Source organism: Paenibacillus sp. AR247 (assembly GCF_002968895.1).
Lineage (GTDB): Bacteria > Bacillota > Bacilli > Paenibacillales > Paenibacillaceae > Paenibacillus_AQ > Paenibacillus_AQ favisporus.
On the sequence record NZ_PCZT01000012.1, the window covers coordinates 219,172 to 222,984 of the forward strand.

2 protein-coding genes, 1 other RNA gene and 1 pseudogene are annotated in these 3,813 nt (G+C 53.8%); 3 read left to right on the plus strand and 1 reads right to left on the minus strand.

The genetic code is table 11. From position 1 onward, the window contains the following. From CPT76_RS22345 to rnpB, 3 genes and pseudogenes are all read left to right on the plus strand, one after another. Window positions 1-222 (plus strand): annotated as a pseudogene (locus tag CPT76_RS22345) (tRNA (adenine(22)-N(1))-methyltransferase TrmK); the annotation flags it as partial. Beyond that, window positions 198-1,313, plus strand: a complete 1,116-nt coding sequence (locus tag CPT76_RS22350; protein WP_105444509.1) for a Nif3-like dinuclear metal center hexameric protein — start codon at window positions 198-200, stop codon at window positions 1,311-1,313. The pseudogene CPT76_RS22345 and the gene CPT76_RS22350, both read left to right, overlap by 25 nt. An 82-nt stretch (window positions 1,314-1,395) precedes the next feature. Beyond that, window positions 1,396-1,806: RNase P RNA component class A (gene rnpB / locus CPT76_RS22355), an RNA gene on the plus strand. Between the two features lie 514 nt (window positions 1,807-2,320). Here rnpB and CPT76_RS22365 read toward each other — a convergent pair. Then, the coding region (locus CPT76_RS22365; protein ID WP_105444511.1) for a S8 family peptidase at window positions 2,321-3,813 on the minus strand (1,493 nt) is incomplete at its 5' end.

Sequence of the window (3,813 nt, forward strand, 5' to 3'; positions counted from 1 at the left end):
CTTTCGAGTGAGCTGTTGATCCGCATGGGTCCTTGGCTGCTGGAGCAGCCAAATGAAGTGTTTGTGGCCAAATGGCAGGGCGAACTGGTAAAGATGGAAGGCATTCTGAAGTCCGTATCGTCCTCCAAGCTGCCTTCTGCCGCAGCCAAGGCCAGAGAGCTGACCGAAGAAATGAAACAAATCAGGGAGGTGCTTGCATGTTTGCAAAAGGACAAACGGTAATTCAATATATGGAGCAGCTCGCCCCCAAGCACTTGGCGGTGCCGGACGACCGGATCGGGCTGCAGCTGGGCAGCCTGCAGAAGGAGATCCGGAGCGTGCTGGTGGCGCTGGACGTCAATGACGAGGTGGTCGAGGAAGCCATTGCGATGGGCGCGGATTTAATCGTAGCGCATCATGCCATCATTTTCCGTCCGCTCAAACAGCTTCAGACCGACACCCCGATGGGGAAAATGTATGAGAAGCTGATCAAGCATGACATCGCCGTCTATATCAGCCACACCAATCTCGATATTGCCGAGGGAGGCATGAACGACTGGATGGCTGAAGCGCTTGGCATTGCGGACGGCGTACCGCTGGATGAGGTGCATGCCGAGAAGCTGTACAAGCTCGTCGTGTTTGTTCCGGCCGCCCATGCAGAGAAGGTCCGGACCGCCATGCTGGACGCAGGAGCGGGTGCTATCGGTAATTACAGCCACTGCAGTTTTAACGTGCAGGGCACGGGCACCTTTTTGCCACAGGAAGGAACGGAACCTTATATCGGCAAGCCAGGGAAGCTGGAGCAGGTGGAAGAGGTTCGGATCGAGACCATCGTTCCCCAAGGAATCCGAAACAAGATCGTTCAGGCGATGATCAAGGCGCATCCTTATGAAGAGGTGGCTTACGATCTGTATCCGGTTGACTTGAAAGGGCGCAGTTACGGGCTTGGCCGGGTAGGGAAGCTTCGGGAGCCGGTGACGCTGGCCGAATTCGTCGACGTGGTCAAGGAAAAGCTGGATGTGCCGCATGTCCGGGTCGTTGGCGAGCTGAACCGCAAGATCGGCAAGGCCGCCGTTCTTGGCGGATCTGGCAGCCGCTACGTGAATTCCGCGATTTTCCGCGGGGCTGACGTGCTCGTGACCGGAGACATCGATTATCACACCGCGCAGGATGCGCTGATGGCCGGGATTGCCCTGATCGATCCGGGGCACAATGCCGAGAAAATCATGAAGGTCAAAACGGCCGAATGGCTGCAGGCCAAGTTGTCGGACGGCCGCTATGATACGAAAGTCGCCGCGTCCCAAATCAACACCGAGCCGTTCCGCTTTATGTAAAAACGGTAATTTTCGTTAAATTAATAGGCATTTGCCATTGTGTCCGACAGCAATTCCTAGTATAATATTTTTTGTTGTCCGGAAAGTTTGACAGACAATCGCTGGCGGCGCGTAAGGCGCCGCGAGAGGAAAGTCCGGGCTCCGTAGGGCAGGGTGCTGGATAACGTCCAGTCAGCGCGAGTTGAAGGATAGTGCCACAGAAATGGACCGCCGATGGCTGCTGCTTGCAGCGGCACAGGCAAGGATGGAACCGAGGTGTAAGAGACCCCGAGGAGCGTTGGTGACTTCGTTCCTGGTAAACCCCACCTGGAGCAAGACCTAATGGAACGCAGCTTCCCCGAGAAGCAGCCTTTGCCCGAGGCGCGTTCGGGTTGGTCGCTGGAGCCAATCAGTAATGGTTGGCCTAGATAGATGATTGTCGCTTATCCGTGGGAGGGTAGTTCCCGAATGCACCACGACGAGCACAGAACCCGGCTTACGTAAAACTTTCCTAACTGCCAACAGTTCTTATTAGGATGACGTAATCAAGGCGGTATCCCGTAATTTTACGGGATACCGCCTTTTTGCCGTCCGCTCACCGGGCCAAGCCTGTTTTAGACGGGTACCTTCCAGCTAAGGACAAACGTACAATCCCGATTGGGATCTCCATAATAGACTATATTAAATTTATGAAGGGAGATGCTTATCGAATGAGCCACTGCTTTAACTGTCCTCCTGCAGATCCGATTTTCACCGATCCGACCGTGGTTTATCAAGATTATTACTATCCGCAGGTCGTTCCGATTGTCCACACGGTTGAAATTGTTAAAAGACATCACTGTGTCCCCGTTCCTAAACACTGCTATAACTATGTCGTTCGCGACGAAAACATTGTAGGTACCGTTTCCGCTTACAGAGGTTCGAAACGCGCAGCCCGCAAGTCGAGAGCCAAACGTACACGGTAACTCGTGCTCTAAAAAAGGCAACCCGCTCCTGATAGGGGCGGATTGCCTTTTTTTTTCCGGAATTTATTTGGTTTTCACGCCCTCACTGCCCATGATCGAATTCATCTGGTTCTGTACATGCTGCGGCCACAGCTGAAGCGGGGTATTTCCGCCGCCTGCTGCCTGCAGCGCTTTATAGATATCAATTTGACCGTTCCCGTAATATTTGTCATGTCCTTTCGGCCCCAGATCAATGGTGCTTTGGCACATAATGTCCATCACTTGTTTATTAGTCAAGTCCGGGTTCCGCGAGCGGATCAGCGCTGCCATAGCGGCGACATGTGGACTGGCCATCGACGTTCCGGACAGGGCGGCGTACTGGTTGCCCGGATAGGTGCTGGCAATGCTCGTCCCAGGCGCGGCTACGTCGATATAATCCCCGTAATTGGAATAGGAGGCTTTCTTCATGTTCGCATCGGTCGCAGCAACGGCGAGTACTTCGGGATAGGCCGCAGGGAAGCCCGGCCGCTCGGTATTGTCGTTCCCTGCCGCGGAAACGAGCACGACGTCCTTGTCGTAGGCGTATCTCACCGCATCGTGCAGGAACTGGGAATCGGCGTAGTTGCCCAAGCTCAGATTAATGACTTTGGCACCATGATCTGCCGCCCAGATGATCCCTTCCGACACCGAATAGGTCGTGCCCGATCCGGATTTATCAAGCGCCTTCACCGGCAATATTTTGTTATACCAGCTGATGCCGGCCACGCCTTCATTGTTGTTGACGACGGCCCCGATAATGCCGGCCACATGCGTGCCGTGACCTACATCGTCCAGCGGGTCGCTGCCGGGATCCACGACGTTGTAGCCGGACAGCAACTGGCCTTGAAGATCCGGATGGTTAATGTCTGCACCGGTGTCCACGATACCGACAATGATATCGTTGCTTCCCTTGGATAAATCCCAGCCCTGGTTCGTTTCGATCGCTGGGAGGTTCCACTGGTACTTCGCAAACAGCAGATCATTCGGCACGTTCGGAAGGCTGCCTGTTTCCGGAACGGTATCGTTGGTTAAATATAAATAATGCGGTTCTACATAATGCGGATTCCAGTGGTTTAGGAAATATACCTTCAACTGGCTGTAATCCATCGTACTGGAACGGAAGACGTAAGCATATCCGAGTTTTCGGGCGGATTCCGCTTTGACGTCACCTTTGATCCGGTTCATCTCGTCCGGAGACGGATCCTGGCGGAAGCGGACGACGATTTCGTTCTCGTAGAAGTGGCTGGCGTTTTCGTTATCATGTCCCGTCTTGACCGTCAAATCGCGCAGCGTGTCGGCGTGAACCGATTCGACTTTAAATTTGCCCTCTCTCGGGTAAGGGATCAGCCGCAGGTTTTTCTTCTGATGATTTTCCACGTCGAGCAGTATTTTTTGATTCATTAAGGCGATGACGCTCTGATTGCTTTTGGCCGACGGTTCCGCGATGACGAAGTACTGCTTGCCCGCCATCTTGAAGGAGGGGGACTGGTACGTCTGGTGATTCTTCACCTGCTGCTTGGCTATACTCAAATAATGAT